The sequence below is a fragment of the Pollutimonas thiosulfatoxidans genome (genome assembly GCF_004022565.1).
GTDB lineage: Bacteria > Pseudomonadota > Gammaproteobacteria > Burkholderiales > Burkholderiaceae_B > Pusillimonas_D > Pusillimonas_D thiosulfatoxidans.
Genome location: NZ_CP022987.1, coordinates 647,087 through 668,825 on the forward strand (window position 1 = coordinate 647,087; position 21,739 = coordinate 668,825).

General features: G+C 55.6%; 22 protein-coding genes. 6 read left to right on the plus strand and 16 right to left on the minus strand.

Annotated features, from left to right (window positions below; all coding sequences use genetic code 11):
• The first annotated feature begins 250 nt into the window (after window positions 1-250).
• The gene (gene fliE, locus CKA81_RS03145; protein ID WP_128354002.1) at window positions 251-583 is read left to right on the plus strand and encodes a flagellar hook-basal body complex protein FliE; all 333 of its coding nucleotides are present in this window, start codon (window positions 251-253) and stop codon (window positions 581-583) included.
• Here fliE and CKA81_RS03150 read toward each other — a convergent pair.
• The 6 genes from CKA81_RS03150 to CKA81_RS03175 all read right to left on the minus strand — a co-directional run bounded on the left by CKA81_RS03150 (window position 580) and on the right by CKA81_RS03175 (window position 5,000).
• On the minus strand, window positions 580-876 hold the full coding sequence (locus tag CKA81_RS03150; protein ID WP_128354003.1) for an EscU/YscU/HrcU family type III secretion system export apparatus switch protein: 297 nt from the start codon (window positions 874-876) through the stop codon (window positions 580-582). The two genes, fliE and CKA81_RS03150, sit on opposite strands and share 4 nt — an antisense overlap.
• Window positions 873-2,288 (minus strand): flagellar hook-length control protein FliK, encoded by a 1,416-nt coding sequence (gene fliK, locus CKA81_RS03155; RefSeq protein WP_128354004.1) that lies wholly within the window; start codon window positions 2,286-2,288, stop codon window positions 873-875. Before fliK ends, CKA81_RS03150 begins: the two co-directional genes overlap by 4 nt.
• Window positions 2,285-2,617: a flagellar protein FliT gene (locus CKA81_RS03160; RefSeq protein WP_128354005.1), complete on the minus strand. Its 333-nt coding sequence runs from the start codon at window positions 2,615-2,617 to the stop codon at window positions 2,285-2,287. The genes fliK and CKA81_RS03160 overlap by 4 nt, the downstream gene beginning before the upstream one ends.
• 128 nt (window positions 2,618-2,745) lie before the next feature.
• Window positions 2,746-3,180: a flagellar export chaperone FliS gene (fliS, locus tag CKA81_RS03165; protein WP_128354006.1), complete on the minus strand. Its 435-nt coding sequence runs from the start codon at window positions 3,178-3,180 to the stop codon at window positions 2,746-2,748.
• Window positions 3,177-4,592 carry a flagellar filament capping protein FliD gene (fliD, locus tag CKA81_RS03170; protein ID WP_128354007.1) on the minus strand — a complete coding sequence of 472 codons (1,416 nt, stop codon included), beginning with the start codon at window positions 4,590-4,592 and terminating at the stop codon, window positions 3,177-3,179. Before fliD ends, fliS begins: the two co-directional genes overlap by 4 nt.
• Window positions 4,593-4,697: 105 nt before the next feature.
• Window positions 4,698-5,000: a flagellar protein FlaG gene (locus CKA81_RS03175; protein ID WP_228255772.1), complete on the minus strand. Its 303-nt coding sequence runs from the start codon at window positions 4,998-5,000 to the stop codon at window positions 4,698-4,700.
• Window positions 5,001-5,268: 268 nt separating this feature from the next.
• On the opposite strand from CKA81_RS03175, the gene CKA81_RS03180 reads away from it, so the two are divergent.
• Both CKA81_RS03180 and CKA81_RS03185 read left to right on the plus strand, forming a co-directional pair.
• Window positions 5,269-6,036 carry an RNA polymerase sigma factor FliA gene (locus CKA81_RS03180; RefSeq protein WP_128354009.1) on the plus strand — a complete coding sequence of 256 codons (768 nt, stop codon included), beginning with the start codon at window positions 5,269-5,271 and terminating at the stop codon, window positions 6,034-6,036.
• A gap of 109 nt (window positions 6,037-6,145) precedes the next feature.
• Window positions 6,146-6,556, plus strand: coding sequence for a hemerythrin domain-containing protein (locus CKA81_RS03185; protein ID WP_128354010.1), 411 nt, complete (start codon window positions 6,146-6,148; stop codon window positions 6,554-6,556).
• A gap of 12 nt (window positions 6,557-6,568) precedes the next feature.
• On the opposite strand, the gene CKA81_RS03190 is transcribed toward CKA81_RS03185, so the two are convergent.
• Both CKA81_RS03190 and CKA81_RS03195 read right to left on the minus strand, forming a co-directional pair.
• Window positions 6,569-6,967 (minus strand): integrase, encoded by a 399-nt coding sequence (locus CKA81_RS03190; RefSeq protein ID WP_128354011.1) that lies wholly within the window; start codon window positions 6,965-6,967, stop codon window positions 6,569-6,571.
• A complete protein-coding gene (locus CKA81_RS03195; protein ID WP_128354012.1) occupies window positions 6,964-7,278 on the minus strand; it encodes a DUF1153 domain-containing protein in 315 nt (104 codons plus the stop codon). Before CKA81_RS03195 ends, CKA81_RS03190 begins: the two co-directional genes overlap by 4 nt.
• 63 nt (window positions 7,279-7,341) lie before the next feature.
• Here CKA81_RS03195 and CKA81_RS03200 point away from each other — a divergent pair, with 63 nt between their 5' ends.
• Window positions 7,342-8,889 (plus strand): IS3 family transposase, encoded by a 1,548-nt coding sequence (locus CKA81_RS03200; protein WP_128354013.1) that lies wholly within the window; start codon window positions 7,342-7,344, stop codon window positions 8,887-8,889.
• Window positions 8,890-9,166: 277 nt separating this feature from the next.
• Here the strand turns inward: CKA81_RS03200 and CKA81_RS03205 are convergent, their stop codons facing one another.
• The 3 genes from CKA81_RS03205 to CKA81_RS03215 form a co-directional block, all read right to left on the minus strand.
• Entirely contained in the window at window positions 9,167-12,298 is a 3,132-nt protein-coding gene (locus CKA81_RS03205) for an O-linked N-acetylglucosamine transferase, SPINDLY family protein (protein ID WP_128354014.1), read from the minus strand.
• 182 nt (window positions 12,299-12,480) lie between these two features.
• Entirely contained in the window at window positions 12,481-13,800 is a 1,320-nt protein-coding gene (locus tag CKA81_RS03210) for a FliC/FljB family flagellin (RefSeq protein WP_128354015.1), read from the minus strand.
• Window positions 13,801-13,972: 172 nt separating this feature from the next.
• Window positions 13,973-15,625: a methyl-accepting chemotaxis protein gene (locus CKA81_RS03215; RefSeq protein ID WP_128354016.1), complete on the minus strand. Its 1,653-nt coding sequence runs from the start codon at window positions 15,623-15,625 to the stop codon at window positions 13,973-13,975.
• Between the two features lie 394 nt (window positions 15,626-16,019).
• Here CKA81_RS03215 and CKA81_RS03220 point away from each other — a divergent pair, with 394 nt between their 5' ends.
• A complete protein-coding gene (locus CKA81_RS03220; protein ID WP_128354017.1) occupies window positions 16,020-16,298 on the plus strand; it encodes a type II toxin-antitoxin system RelE/ParE family toxin in 279 nt (92 codons plus the stop codon).
• An 11-nt stretch (window positions 16,299-16,309) separates the two neighbouring features.
• On the plus strand, window positions 16,310-16,609 hold the full coding sequence (locus CKA81_RS03225; protein ID WP_128354018.1) for a HigA family addiction module antitoxin: 300 nt from the start codon (window positions 16,310-16,312) through the stop codon (window positions 16,607-16,609).
• 99 nt (window positions 16,610-16,708) lie between these two features.
• On the opposite strand, the gene CKA81_RS03230 is transcribed toward CKA81_RS03225, so the two are convergent.
• The 5 genes from CKA81_RS03230 to CKA81_RS03250 all read right to left on the minus strand — a co-directional run bounded on the left by CKA81_RS03230 (window position 16,709) and on the right by CKA81_RS03250 (window position 21,726).
• Window positions 16,709-18,583, minus strand: coding sequence for a TRAP transporter large permease (locus tag CKA81_RS03230; protein WP_128354019.1), 1,875 nt, complete (start codon window positions 18,581-18,583; stop codon window positions 16,709-16,711).
• Entirely contained in the window at window positions 18,580-19,206 is a 627-nt protein-coding gene (locus tag CKA81_RS03235) for a TRAP transporter small permease subunit (RefSeq protein WP_128354020.1), read from the minus strand. Before CKA81_RS03235 ends, CKA81_RS03230 begins: the two co-directional genes overlap by 4 nt.
• A gap of 127 nt (window positions 19,207-19,333) precedes the next feature.
• A complete protein-coding gene (locus tag CKA81_RS03240; protein WP_128354021.1) occupies window positions 19,334-20,491 on the minus strand; it encodes a TRAP transporter substrate-binding protein in 1,158 nt (385 codons plus the stop codon).
• 311 nt (window positions 20,492-20,802) lie between these two features.
• Window positions 20,803-20,988 carry a hypothetical protein gene (locus CKA81_RS03245; protein WP_128354022.1) on the minus strand — a complete coding sequence of 62 codons (186 nt, stop codon included), beginning with the start codon at window positions 20,986-20,988 and terminating at the stop codon, window positions 20,803-20,805.
• A gap of 72 nt (window positions 20,989-21,060) precedes the next feature.
• Window positions 21,061-21,726 (minus strand): response regulator transcription factor, encoded by a 666-nt coding sequence (locus tag CKA81_RS03250; RefSeq protein WP_128354023.1) that lies wholly within the window; start codon window positions 21,724-21,726, stop codon window positions 21,061-21,063.
• Window positions 21,727-21,739: the final 13 nt, after the last annotated feature.

Consider the following 21,739-nt stretch of genomic DNA (forward strand, 5'->3'; position numbering starts at 1 on the left):
AGAGCATGAATTATTGCTCGGATGGCGAAACGGGCAAGCCTCGAAAAACGCTGCTTTTGGGCTTCATTTAGCTTATATGGGCTGTCACGAGGCAAGTAGCGGCACTGCGACTATAGCCTTCGCATGCTGTGGCGGTATTGCCTGAAAAGCCGGGTGAATTGGCGCTTGATGAGGCGCTTGTTGTCATGCCGTGTTGGGTACATTAGGCTACCCGGAACTATCTCCGGTGATGACTTGTGTACACACTGATATGGCCATACAAAACTTGTCTGCAATCGAAAACATGCTGTCGCAGATGCGCGCCGTTGCCCAGGCAGCGTCGTCCTCGCCGGCCCCCACCAAGGGCGCGAGCGCCAATACCGGGGGCTTTGCCGCCGAGCTGGCTCGTTCGCTGGAGCGCGTATCTACACTGCAGAATGATGCCGCCGCGCAAGGCCGCGCATTTCAGATGGGTGTGGGCGATGCGTCGCTTAACGACGTGATGATAGACATGCAGAAAGCCAGCATTGCCTTCCAGGCAACGGTGCAGGTGCGCAACCGCCTGGTTGCCGCGTATCAGGAAATAGCCAGCATGCCGGTTTAAGCGGGCGCGTCCAGCGTCTCGCCTTCCAGGGCGTATAACCAGGCCAGCAATTCTGCGATGGCCAAATAAAGTTCAGGCGGGATGTGCGCATCCAGGTCGACTTGCATCAACAAACCCACAAGCTCCGGCGATTCATGCACGTGCAGTCCGTGCTCTTTCGCCGTGCGTATGATGTTCTCGGCCAGCGTTCCATAGCCTTTGGCCACCACCCGTGGCGCGGCATCCTTCTTGTCGTAGGTGATGGCGACGGCGGTGGGTCTTCCATCGTTCAGGGCGTGGCGTTTGCTGGTCATGTTGCCGGCGCTTCCGGGATGGGTTCGCTGGTATCGCGGTCTTCTTCGGAAACAATGGACAACTGGCTTAATTGCAGGCCTTGCGCGCTATAGCGGCTGCGCAGTGCCTCGGCATGAGTGTCCAGCAAGTCCGCCGATTGTGGCGACACCAAATGCATGACCAATTGCTTGCCGGCCAGATTCAACCTGGCTTGTACCTGGCCCAAGCCGGGCAGGTTAAGGGTAAGACGGGTGGCCCAATGGTCGGTGGCGTCGGCTGCCTCGCCGTCTTGCGGTTCACGGCGGCCGACTTCCCATTCTATCGGTGCACCGGGCCAGGCCTCGCCGCGCCATCCGAAAGTCTGATTGGCCAGTACTTCCAGCTGCTGGCGTACCAGCACATGGGCTTGCGGGTCTAGCCCCGGTATGACGGTGTTGGGGTTAGCGCCCGGCGAAGCCGGGGCGGCCGCGTTGCCGGTTTGCGAGCCCAGGGCTTCAGCGCCACGCCCCGAAGTGCTGGCGGCGGACGCTGCTTCTGCTGAAGCCGGTGCCGCCTGGCCGCTGGTAGCAGCTGCGGTACCGGCTTGGCTGGTCGCGCTTCCTGGATTACCGCTTGCAGTGCCTGGATTGCCAGCCTGACCGGCCGGCCGACCTATCTGTGCTTGCGGCTCTTGCAGTAACTGCGCCACACTTTGCTTGCCGAAAGCCAGGTTTGCCAGATGCGATTCGTAAAACATGCCGCTAGTCTGTACCGCACGTGACAGGGCGGCAGCCAGCTGAGCCACGACCAGGCCGCTGCCTTGGGGCAGTACGCCACCGCTGACAGCCGCGGCAGCGGCACTACCTGCGCGACCCGCTGTAGCGCCGGCTGTATTTGATCCGCTTTGAGCTGCCTCGGCGCCAGCACCCCGACTGGCACCGGCTGCTGGGCTGCTCGAGCCAGCAGGTGCACCGGTGGATGCATTGCCGGCGGTAGAGCCAGCGCCTCGGCCAGCGGTGCCTTGCTGCGTACCACGATCGAGCAAGGGTTGGCGCCCCTGGACAGACGCCGTCAGATCCGGATAGTTGGCCAACAACGCGAGGATGGTTTTGGCGGCATGGCCCAGCGTGGTCGGCGCTGATGGCGTCGTGGCGGTGTTGGGTCCGCCGCGAGCCAGCAGTAGGGCGGCATTGCGCGCTTCCAGTCTGGCCTTGTCGATGGCATTGCGGGCGTTTTGTTCGGTATGCGCCGTGGCGCGTTCCACCGCTTCGCGTGGGTGGCGGACGGTTTCGTTCTTTGCGGCTTCGGCGCGTTCGGCGCTGCCCGGCTGCGCGACGGCATCGGGCCTGGCGCCCGATACGATGTTGGCTTGCGCTGAAAGCGTAGTGCCCAGCACCGCGTCAAGGCGCTGCACCAGCAGCGTGCCCAGCGGCGACGGCCCGCCCACGCTCATTGCTTAAGCGACGGCGCGCAGTAAGCCTGTAATACCGTGTGTTGCCGCTTGATGTCGCCCAGCAGGCGGCCCAGGCGGCTAAGCTCGGGTGCGGCCAGTAGCCGGATATGGGCGTCGTCATCCAGAATGCGGGCCAGCAACTGGCGCCGCGCCGCTCGATCTTCATCGCTAAGGATGTTAATACCGCGCAGTGTTTCGACCGCTTCCTGGTATTGCGCGCCCAGGACAATGACTTCGTCCCAGTGGTCGGCGCGCGCCTCTTTAAGCATACGACTGGTGATCGCTGCGATGACTTCGTATTGGCGCAAGATGGTCGACGGTTTGCTCATGGTAAAGTCACTTCGCTGTGCGGCGGTTGCGGATGGTGGCAAAAGAAGATGCTGCCTGCCATCTCGCAAGTATATGTAAGTAAAGGGAATAAAACTACAGGTTTGCAGCTGCAAGTGCCATGGGCCGTTTAGCCTATGGCTGCCTCCAGCGGCAGTGGATCCACAGCTTCGCGCCAGGCGGTGGCAATATCCACCAGCAAGCGTTCCGCCAAGTCCAGCTTCTGCATATCGGCTTCAAGGTTAGCCAACAACAGATTACGGATGATCAATTCGTAAGTGGCGATCAGGTTTTTTGCCAGCTCGCCGCCCGTTTCCTGGTCCACACTGGCTTTCAGGCCCGAGTCCACGATGTCGATAGCCTTCGACAAGGCCATGCCGCGACCTTCGATGTTGTCGTTCTGCATATGCAGGCGCGCCTTCATGATCGCGGCGCGAGCGCCGTCGAACAGCAGGGTGATCAGGTGTTCAGGGCTGGCGCTAAGCACTTCTGTTTCCAGGCCAATGTTGGCATAAGCCTGGACAGAATGCTGGCGTCTTAGGCCGCGAGAGGGGGGATAGCTCATTTTTCCTTACCTATATTGCCCAGCATGGAAAGCTGCTGTGTCAGATAACTGCTGACGGAATTCATCTGCGCCATCATGACATCCAGTTGCGTGAACTGCTTGCGGTAGGCTTCCATCTTGGCGTCGATGCGGCCCAGCGCTGTGTCGTACTGGTCTTCCAGGTTCTTCAGCGAGTTTGTCATGCTGGTCGTGGCTGTGCCGATAAGCCCACCAGTCTTGACGAAGTTGTCTGCCACTGCACCTATCCGCTTGGACAAACCTGTTTCGCTGGCAAAGAACTTCTGCACATCAGGCATATTGTCTTTCAGCGCTGCATCAAGCTTGTCGTTGTCCACTTTCAGCGTGCCGGTCTTGGGGTCGGTGGTGATACCCATTTGCGACAGGCTGCCCATGGCGCCTGATGAGTTCGCCGCGTTCAGGGCATCGCGGATCTGGCTTTGCACGTTGCGCGCCAAGCTGTCGCCAGTCAGCGCACTGCTGTTCTGGCTAGCTACATCGTAGGACGTAAGCGTCTTGATAATGCCCTGCAGGTTGTTGTAGGCGCTGACGAAGCTATTAATGGCCTTGGACGTGACGGCATCGTCGCGCGTTATGGAAAGCGCCTGCGGCTTGTCGGCTTCCGTCGTCTTCAGCAGTGTCAGCGTAACGCCTTCAATGGCGTCCGCTATGGTGTTGGTCTGGCTTTCGATGTCGATGCCGTTGATGCTTATGGAGGCATTGGCCGCTTCAGTTTCAGTGAAGGCGCCGGTTGCTGCAACCTTGTCATAAGCCATCAGGTTGTTGACTTGGCTGACATCAAGAGCGGGGTTTGCCTCGTTGGCAGCGACCGTGATGCTGGCGATGGCGGCTTCCGTGCCCGTACCCTTGGCAGTCAGCAACATATAGTGCTGCGGGGTTTCCTTGCCGTCGTTGACCAGCGTAGCGCTTACGCCCAGGCCGGATTTTTCGTTAATGGCTTTTACGATGCCTTCCATGCTGGTGTCGGCCGCATCCAGGCTCAGCGTGGTTTCGGTGCCGTCGGCTAGCGTCACAGTAACGTCGACCTTGCCGGTGGCCAGTTTGACGTTGCGGTCTGCCTGCGGATCGCTGGTCAGGCTTTGCCCGGAGGCCAGCGTATTGACCTTGATGTTGTAGTTGCCCGCAATTGCCTTGGTCGACGCCGTGGCGGTAAAGGCCTCACCAGCCACGCTGGTTTTCAGCGCGCCGAATGTGTCCGCCTTGCCCAGCGCCTCGGCAGCGGTCTTCAAGGCTTCGATGGAGCTCTTGATTGTCCCGTAACCGGAAAGGCGGCTTTGCACGGAGGCTGCCCTGGACTTAAGCAGTTCCAGCGGCTTGTTCTCGGCGCTACGTAGTTGGTCCAGCAATTCGTCAAGGGGTAACCCTGCACCGACGCCGATAGATGAAATAGCCATGTAAAACTCCCAGTAAGGGTATTGTCCTGCAAAGTGTTCGGAACCAATACTGACGTAAGCGGGTATTAGTATTGGTAGTTTGGTCTTTATGCCTCGCGGCCGGCCTTAGGCCGTTGTGTCTATGCTGCGCCCCTGCAACTGCACGATCATTTTTGCCACCCGGATCACCGCATCCGTCGGTACCGTGCGCAGTACGTCGCCCGTTTCACTGTCTATAATCGACACCACCACGCGCTGCGCTTCGGGGTCTACATCGAAACGCATGCCGGTGGCCCAGGCTTTCATGCTGCCATTCAGGGCTTCCAGCGCTTCGCCCAGCGGATCCATGCCTGCAGGCAGGTCTTGCTGCCGCTGGCCCGTCGTGGCGCTGCCACTGCTTAGTGATTCGTCTGCGGCAGTTACCTTCACAGCCGGCTCGGGCACAGATATAGGTCGATCGGATTCCGCCGCTGTTAAGTACGGTGATGCAGCGAGGCCTGTGGCAATTGGGTTGACCATTCTATGGCTCCTGGGGTACGGGTTGGACCGGCGGGAACGCCTTACAGGCGTCTTAACGGCAGGTATTCGGGATTCTTTAATTTGGCGAACAGCCGATAAATTGCGGGCCTGATCCGGCCTACGTTGGCAGACGCGGCGGGCCACAATAGCCTAGTGACCGTCAGCCTAATTTTTCCGCATGTCTAGCACCGAAGACCGACTTGTCGGGCAGTACGCCCCCTTGGTGCGCCGCCTGGCCCTGCAGCTTGTTGCCAAGCTGCCGGCCAGCGTAGAGGTCGACGACCTGATGCAAGCCGGCATGATGGGCCTGCTGGACGCCGTACGGCGCTACCAGCAAACCGCTGATGCCCAGTTTGAAACCTACGCCGTCACCCGCATACGGGGCGCCATGCTGGACGAACTGCGCAGCCAGGACTGGTTGCCGCGCAGCGTGCGCAGCAAGACCCGGACGATAGAGCAGGCCATACACGCGCTGACCCACCGACTGCTGCGCGCCCCCACCGAGACGGAAATTGCCGAAGAAATGGACATGCCGTTGCCTCAGTACCAACAACTGCTGGAAGAGGCGCGCGGCGTGCAGATTATCCATTACGAAGACCTGACGCGGCAGGGCGACGATGCGGACTTTGCCCTGGACCGCAGCGCGTCCGGCGGTGGCGCGAGCCCCTCGGCACACTGGTCCAACCCCTTGAATCAATTGATGGCGCAAGGTTTGCGACACGCCTTGGTGGAAGCCATAAAAGGCCTGCCCGAGCGAGAGCAGCTATTGCTGTCCCTTCAGTTCGAGCAAGATCTGAACCAAAAAGAAATCGGCGCGGTGATGGGCGTGACAGAAGGGCGGGTGTCGCAACTGCGGTCACAAGCTGTGGCACGCATACGCGCCACTCTGGCGCAGAGCGACTGGCATGAAAACCCGGGCGAAGCCGAGTATCAGGCCTTGTTGTAGTGGTCGTTAATTCGTTAGCGGATAACTGGCTTGTTTCTCGTTAAAGATATATATAGAATGTATCTTAAAAATGCAATCGTTGCATTGAGTGTCCAGAACAGGAACGGCCATGGAAATAGACCGCTTTAAACAACAACACGTCGACATACTGCAAGGCATCGCCGCGCTGCGCAAATTCTCCCAGGCAGGGATCCAAGAGAACGCAACAGAGATCGCGCGCCAAGTCAAGGCGCTGGGGTCAGTGGTTACGCTGCATCTGGCTGTGGAAGACCGCATTTTGTATCCCAGTTTGCAAAAGGGCGCCGACCTTAAGCTGGCTGAAATGGGTAGGGCGTATGAGGAAGATATGAAGGGGATCGCCAACGAATTTATTGCCTTCTCGCGGAAATGGAGCGTTGCGAAGACGGTGGCCGAGAAGGCGGAAGAATTTCGGGCCGAGGCGAATTCGGTTTTGAAAGTGCTGCATTCAAGAATGCAAAGGGAAAACACCGAGTTTTACCCGGCGATCGAGGCGGCGTAGATCTGCACTTCTTCAGGCGAAGACGTCTTCGATGCGTTGCGCGTCCAGTATCTGGACCGCCCAACGGTTGGACCAACGCTCATTAGGCGCGCTCGCTACCGACGGCAAGGCCTGGATGCGAGGCCTGAAACCAATGGCTCGCTTCTTTACCTGCCAGCCTTTGAGCTGGAAGATGCGCTGCACGGTGTTCTTGTTAAAACCCAGCAGATTCGCCACTGTCCGGTAACCGATGGATGGTGACTCTTCGATCATGGCCTTGATCGGTTCGGCAAACTGCGGGTTTATCTCGGGCGCAGCCTTAACCGGCTTGTAGTACACCGTGCGTCGGGGAATACCGAACCATTGGCATAGCTTGGCGATCGAGACGGTGTACCCGTCGGCTTTAAGTCCCTGGCGGATCGTCTCGATCATTTCTCGTCCTCGCCCAACAGGGACTGCAATTTTTTTCTGGCACGTAGCTCCAACATCGCTTCGCCGTACGCCTCTTGAAGATCCTTGAGCTGGCGTTCGTACTGCTCTCGGATGTCCTCTGGCTTGGCACGCAGCGCGTTCTCCATGCCCCGTTTGGCATCATCCATCCAGTTCTCGATCTCTGAAGGGGCTAAGTCGTAGGTACGACTGGCCTCGGCAACGGTTGCTTTGCCCCGGATGATGTCCAGCACCAGCGCGCTTTTCCGCTTGGCTGTCCAGCGTTTGATCTCGTCTTCCATCTTCATACTCATCGTGATTTCCTAAATTATCACCTGGGGGTGCGGACAAAATCTTGGACTACTTAGGAGTAGTTCATGTATTCATACGAGGATCGTCTGCGCGCCGTAAAGCTGTATTTGAAGCTCGGCCGTCGGATCAGTGCCACGTTGCGCCAACTGGGGTATTCCAACAAGAATTCACTCAAGGCCTGGTGTGCGGAATTTGAACAGAATCGGGATCTTCGCAGAGGCTATCAACGGGTAAAGCGCCGGTACAACGATGAACAGAAGCACCGGGCAGTGGACCACTACGTTGAACAAGGTCACAGCCTAATTCACACGATCCGATGTTTAGGCTATCCGAGCAGGGAGACACTACGTGCGTGGATCGGTGAATTGCGCCCGGAGTTCAGGAAGACAATCACGGGTATTAGTACCCCGCACAATCTGCTTCGGCCTCGTGCCACGAAGCAGCAGGCCATTATCGCGTTGAATACACGCTCCGGCTCAGCAAAGGAGGTGGCTGATGCCACCGGTGTGACCCGAGAAACGTTATATAGTTGGCATCATCAGCTACTTGGCCATGCCCCTTTGAAACCCATGTCAAAGAAAACGGATACGGCTCCGCTAGGACAGCAACGCGATGATCTACTCAAGGAGTTAACTGATCTGGAAGCCCGAGTTCGCAAACTTCGCCTGGAGCACGACATTCTGGAGAAGGCGAGTGAACTCATAAAAAAAGACATGGGCATCAACCCCCTCGGGCTGAGAAGCCGGGAAAAAACGATGGTGGTTGATGCCCTCAAAGATCTTTATACCCTTACTGAACTCCTTGAAGGTTTGAGGCTCGCGCGCAGCACGTACTTCTATCAACGGCTGCGACAGACGCTGCCGGATAAGTATGCGCAGGTGCGCGCGGATATCCGAAATATTTTCGATGAGAACTACTGCTGTTATGGTTACCGGCGCATTGACGGAGTCTTACGACGTCAAGGTGTGCGCTTGTCGGAGAAAGTCGTGCGCCGTCTTATGGCCGAAGAGTCACTGACGGTCAAAACGCCGCGGCGCCGGCGTTTCTCGGCATATGCAGGCGACCCGACACCTGCGGTTCCGAATCTGTTGAACCGTAACTTCCATGCCGCCGCACCAAATACGAAATGGTTGACCGACCTGACGGAGGTCCGCATTCCTGCCGGGAAAGTTTACGTCTCGCCCATCGTCGACTGCTTCGATGGGTTGGTGGTGGCCTGGAACATCGGCACCCGCCCGGATGCGAATCTCGTCAACACCATGCTGGATCACGCCGTGCAGACACTACAACCAGATGAGCATCCAGTCATTCATTCGGACAGAGGTGCGCATTACCGATGGCCTGAGTGGATTCGTCGTACTGACGATGCCAAACTGGTGCGCTCAATGTCCAAGAAAGGTTGCTCGCCAGACAATGCAGCTTGCGAGGGATTCTTCGGACGCCTGAAAACTGAGCTGATCTACCCGAGAGACTGGCGTGAGGTTACGCTGGAAGACTTCATGCGGCGAATCGACGGTTATATTCGCTGGTACAACGAACGCCGCATTAAACAGTCCCTTGGCCATCGCAGTCCCATCGAGTATCGTCAGGCGCTCAGGTTGATGCCCATTTAAACCGTCCAAGAAAACGTCCGCATCCCCCCTGTGAGCAGGATTTCAGTGGGTCATTACAGTAATGGCGACCTTAGCCTTGAAGGCGGCTGTGTGGTTACGGCGGGGTCTTCTCATGGCTTCTGCTCTCCTAAGCAGGCGATTCTCATCGCCTATTGAAGCAGAAAATTCACTTAGCCGGCTGTCCTATTTTGCGGAGCCACTTCTGTTATTAAAATCTGACAGTTAACGGCAGGAATTGGTGGTTAGGCGAAGGCATCTTCGATGCGCTGCGCGTTCATCAACGATAGTCATCCGTAAAAAGCTCTTTCGTCTTTTTCAGACTATTTTTATCTAATTTGTCTTTTATTTTAAAAACCCCTGCTGTATCGACGGACTTAATACATTCTAAGAAACGAAGCACAGGGCTGTAATGCTCACGATTCCAGAAGTCATGTATAAAAATTCTGACTTGATCCTGATAATTGTTATGAATGGCATGCAGAATGCTTTCGAGTACGCAAGCTACTCTAAATCGTCCATCTACAAGAATCAGGTCGTACTTTCTGTTGTGAGTGTGAATTGAGTGGCTGTAATCGGGAAACTTAATGCTCTCGCTTAGATCAATGGGGTAGCCCCATTCGCCTGTCGAGCCGATGTCTATATGCTGCACCTGGCATAAGTCACCGATGTCATTTTTTAACTGCCGCAACCACTGCTTATCGCTTTCCGCACCGTGGACTGACAAACCCATGCTAGCCGCAAGCTTGGTAGAGCCGCCACTACCAAATTCATAGTAATTATTAGCTTTTGCCAGATAGGCCTCTAATAGCTCAATTTCAGGCTCGCTCATTGCTGGTCTGTTGGGTATAACAGTTGGCGGCGCAAAGTGACTTGCCAGGTAGTCAGCGTAGTTCCGTGCCTGAGGATGCTGAGTATGCTGAAGTATATGGTCCGCAATGTCGGGCATATCGAAATAGCTATGCAGTATAAAAACGAGCTTTTCTAAGCGTTGCGGAGTTAGTTTTCCAAAATTCTTAGGAATGAAAACAGCAATTGCTGATTTCGTTTGGCTGCCACGGTATCCTTTTTTTAATGCTTCGGTAGTTGCCGTGTTATTAAAATTGAAATAAGTGAAACTATAAAACTCCAGGCCATGGCGCCCTGCGATACGCCGGCATGCATCGAATGACATGGAGTTAGTGCTATTAGGAGAAAACTCAATAATGGCAGACAGCACTAAAATATCGACCAGTGCTTTACCGCTGTTTTCAAGTAATAGAGTGTTTTGATACTGTTGGGATAGCATCAGCCAATCTATGGGTTGATCAGAGGGGAGGTCATTCAAACGTATAGAGGGTAGGGTCAGAGTAACTAAAGGCGCATCTGAATCTATATCGCATAAAGAACCACTAATGGAATTATCCAGATGGGCATAAAACTCTTGTGGGTTGCCATCGCCCAATAAAGTGTCTGAAATAACTTGCAGTCGTTCCCTCTTCAGTGGTAACTGTCGTTGCTTACTTAAGCCTGCTGGGTCGAAGCAGACTAAATGTACGGCGTTGCTGTTATACAGGCCTGTAAATTTTTTGTCTTGAATTAACCTGGCCCCGTGGTCAACAATTAGTACCGGACTGGAAAGATTAAAATTTACCCCATCGTTCTGTTCAGGTTTTTCCTTGGCGTCGATCAGGGAACTTTCGCTCTCATCCTCAAACCGATGACTATGATCATCAAATACCTCGACTGCTGCGACGGGTTTTTCTTCGCAGTGTCTGTGCCAAATAGCCAGCAAAGCTTGGCGTAAGGCCAGACTAAAGTGCGCATGATTGCTAATCGGTGCTGCGAGGAAAACTCCGCGTATTTCGGCACGAAGGCCTTGTAGTACGTCAATATTTTGTGCCAAAGCACACGCAATTTCGATATATTCCTCCCACGAGTCAGCAACCAAATCCGAGTATCCAGCATTGCTTACGTGACTGGTAGAGTGTCGACTAGCAAAGGTGGCTCCGGGGTATGTAACCACGGGCACGCCCATCATCATTGATTCCAGGGTGGTTAGGCCACCGGAGAATGGCCATGGATCTAATGTAATATCTACTTTGTTGTAGCTGTTTAAAAGTGCGATATGATCCGCTTGTCCCTCAAAAATAATTTGTTCGGTTCCAATGCCAAAGTCATTAAAGGATTTTAGAATCTCCTTTTTGAAGTTGTCTCCTTCGTACATCGAACCTTTTAGCAGCAAGCGTGAGTTCGGGACACGGTTAAGTATTCTGGCCCACACGCTATTGATGGTGCTGTTCAGCTTATTGGCATTATTAAAGCAGCCAAAGGTAATAAATTCGTTCTTAACCGCAGGCAATGGACCCACATCGGGCATGTACCGAGGTGGAGTGTAGCTGATGTAACCATTAGGCATGCGGATCAACTTTTCTGTGTACTCATGATCGCTACCCAGAGGGCTTTCAAATCGATCAGTAATTAAATAGTCAATGTAGCTCAAACCCATGGAGTCGTTTAGGCCACCTACCCATTTAAGTAGCAATGGACATGGACGCGATGCCAGCATGCGTAACCGTGAACCGATATGGTAGCCACTTAGATCAATCAGAATATCGATATGGTCTCGCTTTATGCGATCACTTAAGGCGTCATCACTAAGGTGCGCGATTTCACGCCACTGGTCGCACCCAGCTTTAAATTCTGCTTTTACGGAGTCGTCACGGTTACTACTGCTATAGGCATAAAGCTGAAACTCATGTTTTGGTAAAGCATGTAGACCGCCTATAGTCATACGAGCAACGGGATGATTATTGAAGCCATCGGAGAGTATGCCGAGACGCAAGGCTTTATTCTTGATTTTTCGAGTTTGAGTGCTTGGAGAAATAGCAGGAGCGTAAAGCTTTTCCCACCGGTTTTGCAGCGACCGTATCTGTAATAGATCAAGCTCGGGGTTGAAGTGCTCATCGGCGATTATAGTGGCTAGGATAGTAGGGTTGCTGCGATCGGCTTCATGCGCTTTGTGCAGTAGCTGCAATCCTTCCTGCGGATAACCTTGTAATGTACGTACCGTTGCCAGTGACGACAGGGCAATATGCTTTAGTGCTTTATGATCGATTTTGTCTCGAAGTACACGTTCCGCATCGTCATAAGATTTGTTTTTTTTATAAATATCTACTGCCAGTAATATTGGCTCAGCACGATCAGTGGCAAGATTTGACAGGTATGACTCCGCCTTTAGCGTTTGATCCGTCTTAAGCAGTGTCTTTAGCAACAGCAGCAAACTTTCTTGATGGCCAGGAAACTGTACCAAGACCGATTCGAGTAAGGTGGCCGCGGCATTAAAGTTGCAGGTTTTAAAAAGTGACAAGGCTTCATTGTAGATTTTGCCTATATCGAGATGAGAAAGTTTTTTGGGTGCAGGCGTGCTCATGATGAATAAAGTCTATCTACGGTGACGGTAGTACAGCTTAACGTGGCCGTAGGCCGGTAATAAGCGGAACAACTTAGTTTTTGCGGCGCTATCAGACGTTTACTCATTAAAAAAGCCAAGCGCCGTAGCGCTTGGCTTCTTGCAGGTCTTAACGTTGCCTATACGATACAGCGCGTTGGAAATTAACGCAGCAACGACAGTACAGTCTGCGGTACTTGATTAGCTTGAGCCAATACCGATGTGCCGGCCTGTTGGAGAATCTGCGCACGTGTCATGTTGGACACTTCAACAGCGTAGTCGGCGTCTTCAATGCGTGAACGCGCTGAAGACAGATTGGTGACGGTATTGTTCAGATTGGCGATTGTCGATTCGAAACGGTTTTGAACAGCACCCAGTTCACCGCGCAGTGCATCAACTTGTTGCAAGGCAGCATCAATTGCGTCTAGCGGGGCTGCTAAAGCTTCATCAACCGGGTTAGTAGTTGCAGTCGCTTCGCCAGTAAACGTGATTGTGGTCTTGCCGTCAACAGTAGCTGACGTAGCATTGGCAGCGTAATAGCTGTTGCTGCCTGAGGCATCCGTGCTACGGATGTAGTGGTCGTCGCCTATCTTGATCAGGCTGTTTGCGTTCCCCGCAGGTGCACCCCCAAGGACGATAGCCGCCTGGCCTTCAGTGTCAGGGCTCGTGTATGAAGTCCCAACAGCAGTACCACCGGGGTCGGTAGCAATTGTAGTACCAGTCGCGACGAAAGTGGCTGTGGCTCCAGCGAAGGTAGGCGCAGTTACTTGGTAATAGGTGGTGGCTGAGGTACTGCTATTCACACTTTCTGCATAGAAGCTACCGTCACCCGCGTCAAACAATGTATTTGTTACAGTAGTATTTGCTACTGGCAGACCCGTCTGAGTAAACGTTACAGTCGCGTATGCGGTGCCAGCCATTGAAACATTGTCACCTTCCTTGATCGTTTTTGCCATCGAGGACATGTCCAAGGTGCTCAAGCCCAGGTCTTGTGAGGTGATACGGCTTAGATTGACGGAAATAGTTTCCGAATCATTGGCGCCGACTTGAACAGACAGCGTCTGATTCGAAGCCAAAACCTTGACACCGTTAAACTGGGTTTGCTCAGAAACACGGTCGATTTCAGCCATGCGTAGACCGATTTCAGCCTGAATCGATTCCAGATCGGAGGCCGAGTTCGAGCCGTTAGCAGCCTGAACGGTCAGTTCACGAACACGTTGCAAGTTGTTGTTGATTTCGTTCAGTGAACCTTCAGTGGTCTGAGCGATGGAGATACCGTCGTTGGCGTTGCGCGTAGCTTGCGTCAAACCTTTGATGTTGGCGGTAAAGCGGTTGGCAATAGCCTGACCAGCAGCGTCATCTTTGGCACTGTTGATCCGCATGCCCGAAGACAGGCGCTCGATGGCGCTGCCCAGAGCCGATTGCGATTTATGAAGGTTGCCTTGGGCAATCAGGGAAAGCGCGTTGGTGTTAATTACTGACATGGATAACTCCTGAGAGGTAAATACGGCGAATCTGGCTCCGCCTGGTTGCCAAGAAGAAAAAAGCCCGTTTTGTGCCGCGTGCTGCTTGACAGCAGTAAAGCTAAGCCGGTTTCTTCCTGTTCACCGTCATTAACGGCGGGCCGTGGGGGAACTTTAGGGCCGCCGCTCAGGTTTACATCTCCGACAGCGCCAAGGCTCGCGAAGGTGCCCGTAACACTGGCTGCGCCTGCACAACGCTCGACTCTCCACGCCCCGTATTCAACACCTCAATCGACAACCTCAGATTCCCCGCCTCACCGGCCAACGCCCTAACGGTATTGCCCAGTTCCTGCACCAACGCAGCGTTCTGGTGGGTCACGCCATCGATCTGCGAGATCGCCTGGTTGATCTGTTCCAGTCCCGTTGACTGCTCGACCGAGGCCGTGGAAATCTCACCCATGATGTCGGTAACGCGCTTTACGGACTCAACAATCTCTTCCATGGTCGCGCCGGCGCGGGCGGCTTGTTCGGATCCTGTCGCCATGCGGTTAACGGATTCGTCGATCAGCACTTTAATTTCCTTGGCGGCCACCGAGCTCTTCTGTGCCAGGCTGCGCACTTCGGCGGCCACAACCGCAAAGCCGCGGCCGGCTTCGCCGGCGCGTGCGGATTCGACGGCGGCGTTAAGGGCGAGGATATTGGTCTGGAAGGCGATTTCTTCAATCAGGCTGACGATGTCGCCTATCTTGCGCGAGCTTTGGTGTATGCCTTGCATGGTGTCGACGACGTCTTGCACCACGGTGCCGCCGCGTTGGGCGGTTTGCATGCTGGCGTCGGCAAGCTGGCTAGCCAGGTTGGCGTTGTCGGCATTTTGCCGCACGGTAACGGTCAGCTCTTCCATGCTGGCTGCGGTTTCCTGCAGGGAAGCGGCCTGGTCTTCGGTGCGTGCAGACAGGTTGGTGTTGTTGGCTTCGAGCACGTGGGCGGTTTGGGCGGTGGCCTGGGCACCGGCATGGACGTCGGTGGCGATGCCCAATAAGCTCTTGCGCATCATGTCCATATAGAAGTACAGGTTGCCGACTTCGCCTGGTTGTTCGGTGTCGATGTCTATGCGCAGGTTGCCGGCAGCAATCTGGCGTGCGATGCGGGCGGCGCCGGCCAGCGGCTTGACGATGCCTTGCGCGATGCGCCAGCCATAGGCCAAGCTGGCTGCGGTGCCGGCGGCGATGGCGGCCAGTACCCAGGCGCGATAGTCTGCCGGTACGCCGCCTGTGGCGGCAAACCAGGTCGCGCCGAAGATGGTGGCGGTGGACAGGGCGGCCATGCGGAACATGCCTGCCTTAAGGGTGGGAGCAAAAGGCATGGCGACGACATCCAGCCCGCGACGCCAGCCGGTACGCACGCGCTGGCCGGCCTTCACGGTGTAGCCACGGCTGTTGCCGGCGTTGATGCTTTCGTAGAAGTCTTGCGCAGCGGCGATCTGGTCTTCAGTGGGTTTAAGTCGCACCGAGGCGTAGCCGGTGATTTCGCCATGCTCGTAGACGGGTGCGGCGTTGGCCAGCACCCAGTAGAAGCCGCCGTCCTTGCGGCGGTTTTTTACCAGGCCCAGCCAGGGCTTGCCGGCCTGCAGGGTATCCCACAAATCCTGGAAGGCTTCGGGCGGCATGTCGGGGTGGCGGATCAGGTTGTGCGGTTGGCCGACCAGCTCGTCGCGGGTGTAGCCGCTGATTTCGATGAAAGCCGGGTTGACATAGGTGATCTTGCCTTTCTTGTCGGTCTTGGAGATCAGGTATTGGTCCGCACGGACTTTGGTTTCAACTTGGGTAACGGGAAAATTTTTGCGCATCGAAGGGTGCTTGTCGGTAAGGTGGTGGGCCGCCGGGCAGGGCGTAGTGGGCCAGCATGAAACGCCTAATCTTAAGCGGCTTGCGAACGCGTGCAATTGATTTACATCATGTTTCGAGCTTAAGTGCATTATTCGGGCCTTGTGTATGGCAAAGCCACACCATCAATGTGGTTATTTACCTACATGAATGCAACGGAAACACACTTCAGTCGCGCTGATGGGTCTTACGAGGTGGACCAATATTGGCTGGAGCGTTGCTTCAAGAATCACAGGCGGCTTATGGTGACTGAGTAAATTTGGCGAGCTCAGATAAAGCCAGGCCGCTTGAAATCGAGTAGGAGTTCTCTATAATGTTCTGTATAACAGATTCTGCCATGCGGTACGTGAGTTTTAAATGATCAACTCATTTGCCTGCTCAGATACGGAGATGTTGTTTAACAGCCGTCCGGTGCTTCGACTAGCGAATATAGAGCGGGCCGCAAGGCGAAAGCTTTTACAGTTGCACGCCGCAGAATCATTGGACAGCTTGCGGATTCCTCCAGGCAATCGGCTGGAGGCTTTAAGAGGTAGGCGCGCTGGCCAAGACAGCATGCGCATTAACAAGCAGTGGCGAGTGTGTTTTAAATGGACGACCGGCGGCGCATATGATGTTGAGATCGTCGATTATCACTAACAGGTATTGGTATGGATAAATTGCTCGACGAGATCCATCCGGGCGAAATTCTACGGGAAGAATTTATGAGGCCGCTGGGCATCACTGCTCAGCGTCTCGCGGCCGACATTGATGTGCCGCCTAGCCGCATCAGCGAAATCCTCCGTGGGAAGCGGCCCATCACGGCCGATACGGCATTACGCTTGGGCATGTTCTTTAATATGGAAGTGCGCTATTGGCTCAATCTTCAGACAGAATACGACGTGCGCGTGGCCTATCGTAATTTGGAAGCCAAGATCCGTTCTCGCATCCGGGTATTTACACCCGACTGATTAAAGCAGTCCTGCCAGCAACACAAAGGGCCGGCTCCTTACGGAACCGGCCCTTCTTACAACGGGGGTTCTTGCGACCCCTTGGTCCTTTGCAGCTAATTAATACAGTACCTCTGGCAGCCACAGACCGATGGCAGGGAACAGGTACAGCATCACGATGGCGATGATCTGTATGCCCATGAAGGGCAGCATTCCGGCAAAGATCTGGTTCAGGGTGACATGTGGTGGCGCGACACCTTTCAGGTAGAAGGCCGACATGGCAACCGGTGGTGACAGGAAGGCGGTTTGCAGGTTAAGCGCCACCAGCAACCCAAAGAACAGCGGGTCTATCTGGTAGTGCGCCAGCAATGGCAGGAAGATGGGCATGAAGATCACGATGATCTCAGTCCATTCCAGCGGCCAGCCCAGCAAGAAGATAACGATCTGGGCCATGATCAGGAACTGGACCGGGGTAAGGTCCATGCCGAGCACCCAATCGTTAATGATGGCCTGCCCGCCCAATAGCGCGAACGCTGCCGAGAAGATGCTGGACCCAACGAACAGCCAGCACACCATGGCGCTGGTTTTGGCAGCCAGGTACACGGACTCTTTCAGCATGTCCATGTTCAGTCGTCGATAGGCGAGGGCCAGCAGCAAGCCGCCGAAGGACCCCATGGCCGCCGCCTCGGAAGGCGTAGCCAAGCCGAACACGATACTTCCCAGTACGGCCAATATCATGATGGCCAAGGGGAAGAAGGACGTGAGCAGCATCTTGAAGATCTCTACCCGTGCGAAGGTAAACATCGCGTAGAAGATGATCATGATGAAGGTGCCGACCGCGAGCGTAATCCAGAACGCCATCGGTGCATCCACAGCGCCGGCTTCGTCTGCGTCGGCTTCCTCTTCGGCAGCGGCCTCTGGCTCGGCTTCGGCCTGGACCATGCTTTCAGTGCCCGGAGGCTCTGCCAGGCCGCCGCCGCCGTAGCTGCTCTCGTCCTGGCCGGCAAAGCCCATTGCGACCAGCCCGCTTTCCTGTTGCGGCGGGGGTGCGGTAACCATGTTGTAGCTGAGCGCCATGGCGGCTACGAAAACCAGCGCCGGCAGCAGCACCACACCCAAGTTGAAGAACAGCGTGCGCATCGGAACATGCGCATTGTTGCGGCCCTTCATGGCGCTAACGATGCCGGGCAGGGCGCGGTTGGTGACCGTATCCTTGATCGTTTGCGCGAACTCGGGCAAGGTTACCCGTCGCTCTTCAGCGGACAGCGGGGGTGCCGACTTGGGGCTGATCTTGGCCACGATCATGATGTAGATCACGTACAGCAAGGCCAGCATGATGCCCGGGAAAAAGGCGCCCGCGTATAGCTTGACGACTGATACTCCGGCCACCGCGCCATACACGATCAGCAGCACTGACGGCGGGATCATGATGCCCAGGCAACCGCCGGCGGTAATGGCGCCAGCAGATAAGCGGACGCTATAGCCGGCCTTGAGCATGGCGGGCAGGGCCAGCAAGCCCATCAGTGTGACGACAGCCCCGACAATACCGGTTGCAGTGGCGAACACCGCGCAGGTAATAACGGTAGCAACGGCCAGCGAACCTGGCACGCGGGCCATGGCCAGGTGCAAGCTCTTGAACAGCCGTTCGATCAGGTTGGCACGCTCGACCAGGTAGCCCATGAAAATGAACAGCGGCACGGCGATCAGCACATCGTTGGTCATGACCGCATAGGTGCGCAGCACCATCAAGTCCAAGGTTTGTTCAATCGCGATCTGCGGTCCCATGCGCCGGTAGGCGAAGTAGGTGAACATCACCCCCATACCCATCAAGGTAAAGGCGGTGGGAAAGCCCAGCATGATGGTGACGACAATAAGCGCCAACATCAGCAGGCCAAGGTGCCCGTCGGTGATGTCGGCGGGCGCCGGCATCAGTACGAACAGGGCAATGACTATTGCGGCCAGTATGGATAGGCCGAACCAGACTTCTTTCCTCATGGTTGGCTTCCTTTTGTGTCGCTGTCGCGAGTGTCAGTATTCTTCAGGTACTCCGGTTCTGCATGAACCATGTCCTTGAGCTTGTCTACGTCCACCTCTTCCACGTCTTTGTCGCGTTTGGCCCATCGGCCGTTACGCAGGCAGTCCACGCAATACACCATCTCGACGAATCCCTGAAACAACAGGGTGACGCCGGCAATGGGAATGATGGCCTTGAATGGGTAGATGGGAGGACCGTCGGCAGTAATGGTGGAGTGCTCGTTGATCATGAACGATTCGGCCGCGTAGTTGTACCCGGCCCAGGCCAGCGCCACGACGCCGGGTATGAAAAATACGACGTATAGCGTCAGGTCCAGCCCGGCCTGCAATCGCGGCGGGAAGAAGCCATAGAGCACATCGCCTCGTACGTGACCGTTCTTGCTGAGGGTGTAGGCGCCGGCCATCATGAACAGGGCGCCGTACATCATGTTCATGGCGTCGAAGGACCAGGCGTGGGGCGAGCCCAACGCATAGCGGGAAAATACTTCGTACGTGACGAATAGGGTCAAGGCCATCACGAACCAGCCAAAAAGCTGCCCGATCCAGGTGTTGACCCGGTCTATAGTGTGCAAAACATTATGCATGGTTGATTCACCTAGCTTTGGGGAAGGCAGGGGCGGGTCTATACCTGGTAGCAAGCCGCGCCTGGAGAGCTGTCTTAAAAATACCACCCGTACTGCTGGGTGGTATTTTTTTCAGCAAGCTGAGGTTTTAGGCCTTCTTGGCGTTTCTACCGAAGTAGTGGTTGTAAGCCATGCGACGGTTGTTGTTGGTGTCCATGTCCCACGACAGCGCGCGCGAGGCGAACTCGCGTTGCGACTGTTCGATCTTCTTGAACATGGGGTTGGTTTCGCCCTTCTTGGTGACGATCTCGTCCCACACGACCAGTTGCTGTTGAAGGATGGCATCGGGTGTCTTGTAGAACTTGACGCCGTCTTCCTTCTGCAGCTTGATGTAGTCTTGCGAGTAGCGATCGACTGCCTTCCAGGACATGTCGGCCGAAGCAGCTTCGACACCATTGGCGATGATGGCTTTCATCTTGTCCGGCAAGGCAGCGTACTTGTCCTTGTTGAAGATGATTTCGAAGGTTTCGGACGACTGGTGGAAGCTTTGCAGCATGCAGACCTTGGAAACGTCGGGGAAGCCCAACAGGCGGTCGGAAGTGGCGTTGTTGAACTCAGCGCCATCCAGCAGGCCGCGGTCCAGGGCCGGAACGATTTCGCCACCGGGCAGTGCGTTAACCGCGGCGCCCATGGCCGTGAACAAGTCAATCGCCAGGCCGTTGGTGCGGAACTTCAGTCCTTTCAGGTCTTCGGCCTTGGTGACCGGTTTCTTGAACCAGCCGAAAGGTTGCGTAGGCATGGGGCCATACAGGAAGGACACGACGTTGCCACCGATATCCTTATAAAGCTCTTCGAGCATTTCCTGGCCGCCGCCGTACTTGTGCCAGGCGAGGACCATGTTGGCGTCCATGCCGAAAGCAGGGCCCGACGAGTACAGAGCCAGGGCGTTCTGCTTGCCGTAGTTGTAGCCCAGCACGCCGTGGCCACCGTCCAGTGTGCCTTTGGAGACTGCATCTAGCAGCGCGAAAGCGGGCACCACAGCGCCTGCGGGCAAGACCTCGATCTTGAGCTCACCGCCGGTCATGTCGTTGATCTTCTTGGCGAAGTCCAGGGCGAACTCGTGGAAAATGTCAACGGTCGGCCATGTGCTTTGGAAGCGTAGACTCGTGGGTGTCTGCGCGCTGACGATGGCAGGGAAGCCCATGCCGACTGCCGCTGCGGTGCCGGCTGCGGCACCGCCTAGAAACTTGCGGCGGGACGACTGGACCTGCGCTACGTCGGTGGCTGTTTTTGCACTGCTTTTCATGTGTTGTCTCCTGGCTTTATAAAGTACGTATCGTTGTTGCAACAAGGTACAAATTCTCAACTGCCGGTGCTTTTATAGGCTATCCGATGGGTCGAGTCAACAATATCCAAGGAGGGGTAAAAGCAGGAAACTTCTTCGGGTTGTTGCTAGGTAGACGCCTGAAGATCCTTTATCCATGCGGCTCTTCATGAGGTACTAATAGAGAAATTTTAGACTTGAAGAAAATGGCAGGCTAGCCGTTGCAGGGTTATCACGGAGGGATTAACTGCCAGGCCAAGCGCCTGCGATGGACGCACGCAACACTGGCGGGCTTAACCGGGGCGCCGGGCCGCCCCTCCGCGTTGCCTGCCGCTGGTCTGATCCTGGCCCGTACCGATCTGATCGGTGTGGCCGTCTTTCTTGCTGCGGTTCTGTTGGTCGCCGTGGCTGCGCTGCTGTTCGCGCGGCTGGTCGTCGTCTTGAGGCTTGTCGGTTTGGGGTGAGGGTTGCTTGGTCATGAGGGGCTCCTTATCCATAGTGGATGGTTGTGTGCCCTGACAGCAAGCCTCATACCTGTTTTTTTATGGACGTTAACGCATACCGCCCGTGAACTGATGCGCAAAAGTGGCCGCCCGACCGCGATTGCTGACTTCCAGTCGCTCTAATATAGAGCTGACATGGTGGCGGACGGTCCATTCAGACACGGCCAGTCGCCTGGCGATTTCTTTGTTGGTCAGGCCTTCTGCCATCAGTTGCAAGACTTCGGCCTGCCGCAGGGTAAGGCCCAAACGCATCAGTTCCTCGGCGGCGGGTACTTCCTTGATGGGTTCAGGCAGCGCCTTCTGGCCGTTATTGGCGGTGTCGTTCAGGGTTCGTATCAGTTCCAACACGGCTTCATGCTGACTCAAGGCCACTTCGATGCCTGCACTGCCTGTTTGCTCGGGCGTGTCGCCTTCGAGGGCGACGAACCAGTTGGCGGTAATGCCGTGCTGTTCGGTAGATACGACCACCAAGGGCACGTTGCCGGCGTTGGACTCACTTGCAGCAGCTGCCTCTGCGGGGAAGCTGACATCGGCCAATAACAGCTCGCTGGCTTCGCTTAGCCGTTTCTCTGCAAGCGGCCAAAGTTCGGCAGAGTTTGTGGCCGTATAGACGGTCGTCCCGCCATGCAGTTCCTTGACGATGCGTTCGAGTGCCTCGCGTATGCAGGGGTGGTCGTCGGCGATGATGATCAGCTTTTTAGTTGGCGCAGCCATGTCTCTCAATATG